This is a genomic window from Mesobacillus sp. (assembly GCF_049588175.1).
In the GTDB taxonomy this organism is placed as follows: domain Bacteria; phylum Bacillota; class Bacilli; order Bacillales; family Cytobacillaceae; genus Mesobacillus.
Map to the genome: position 1 here is coordinate 1 of NZ_JBAVFI010000063.1, position 1,557 is coordinate 1,557.

General features: G+C 43.1%; 2 protein-coding genes. Both read left to right on the plus strand.

Annotation, left to right across the window (positions count from 1 at the left end; genetic code table 11):
- The coding region (locus WB217_RS01480) for an ABC transporter ATP-binding protein (protein ID WP_423989986.1) at nt 1-695 on the plus strand (695 nt) is incomplete at its 5' end.
- 231 nt (nt 696-926) lie between these two features.
- Nucleotides 927-1,457 (plus strand): hypothetical protein, encoded by a 531-nt coding sequence (locus tag WB217_RS01485; protein WP_423989988.1) that lies wholly within the window; start codon nt 927-929, stop codon nt 1,455-1,457.
- Nucleotides 1,458-1,557 lie beyond the last annotated feature (100 nt).

Here is a 1,557-nt window from a genome sequence, read left to right on the forward strand (position 1 = left end):
GTGAAGAGGAGCCTGTCATAGACCGAGTGTCTTTAGAGGCGCAGCCAGGACAAATGGTCGCGCTTGTAGGTCCAAGCGGAGGCGGAAAAACGACGATGTTTGGACTTCTTGAACGGTTTTACGAACCGACCTCAGGGGAAATTCGGATAGGAGACACACCGATCCAACAGTTGTCTCTCACATTCTGGCGCAGCCAAATCGGCTATGTCTCACAGGAAAGCGCAATGATGGCCGGAACGATTCGCGAGAATTTATACTACGGCTTGGAAGATGCAGAAACCATCCCCGACGAACGCCTTTGGGCAGTCACAAAAATGGCTTATGCAGATCAATTTATCGAATCCTTCCCAAATGGCCTTGATACAGAGGTCGGCGAACGAGGCGTCAAGCTTTCCGGCGGCCAAAGACAGCGCATAGCCATTGCCCGCGCCTTCCTTCGGGACCCAAAAATCCTGATGATGGACGAAGCAACCGCGAGCCTCGACAGCCAGTCAGAGGGGATCGTTCAGGAGGCATTGACTCGATTGATGGAAGGCCGGACAACCTTTGTCATAGCCCACAGGCTATCCACCATTGTGAACGCAGATCAGATCGTTTTCATTGAAAAAGGCACGGTGACAGGCATCGGCACACATCGTGAGCTAACCCAAACCCACGCATTGTACCGGGAATTTGCCGAGCAGCAGCTGGCTTAACTGAAGGAACATGGGGACGGTTCTCATGTTCCACTTTGGAACACAAGAACCGTCCCCGTGTTTTTCTAAAAGCAGCCTTAATTAGATATTAAAAAAGGACTCTATGTATTCTGAACCTCTGACAGTTCAGTTCATGGAGTTCTTTTTTGAATTATGAATTCACTGGCTAAAACGAATACCTTTTTGCGGTCACTTATTGTAAAGTAAAGTTAAAAAGCATCGAGGTATCTAATGTTAAAAGGTAATTCTTATATTCTCATTTTCTCCGCCATTGTTTTTTTAATCATACTATTCGTTTCATCAACACCCATCCTGGTTAAAACCTTGCTGGTTATTTTAACGATTGGATTTCTATTTCCATATATCAGAAGAATTCTATTTAAAGATAGATTCAGAAAAATTAAAGTGGCTTTCTATTCATCCGTGATCTTTACAACTGGCCTTTTTCTACTCACTTTTCTAACCGCTGTTATTAATGAACAATCATTTAATATTCGTGGTGAGTTCATTCCCTATATGATCATTGTGCTTATTTATAGTTTAATTGGAAATTTCGTTTATGGCTTACCAGTCTCGCTAATCGCAGAGTTCATCTCAATGAAGTTTGCCAATATACGCTTCTGGTTATCAGCTGGCATTCATATTGGATTTGGGTTGGTTACATACCTTTTTGTCCCAGAGTTCACTATTCCTGCGGTTATTTGTTCGGTCATCTTTTTTACTCTAGATGAAATAATAAGAAAACGTTCGATAAGTTATTGAACCTGCCTGAATGTAAAGCCGACATTGACACTGAATAAGCCGCTTTCTTTGCAGTTAACTGCAGCTAAAAAACACAGTAATCTGAATAGTGGCCTTGACC

Coding starts and splice junctions, on each gene's coding strand:
- WB217_RS01485 (WP_423989988.1), top strand. CDS start 927: ATGTTAAAAGGTAATTCTTATATTCTCATTTTCTCCGCCATTGTTTTT.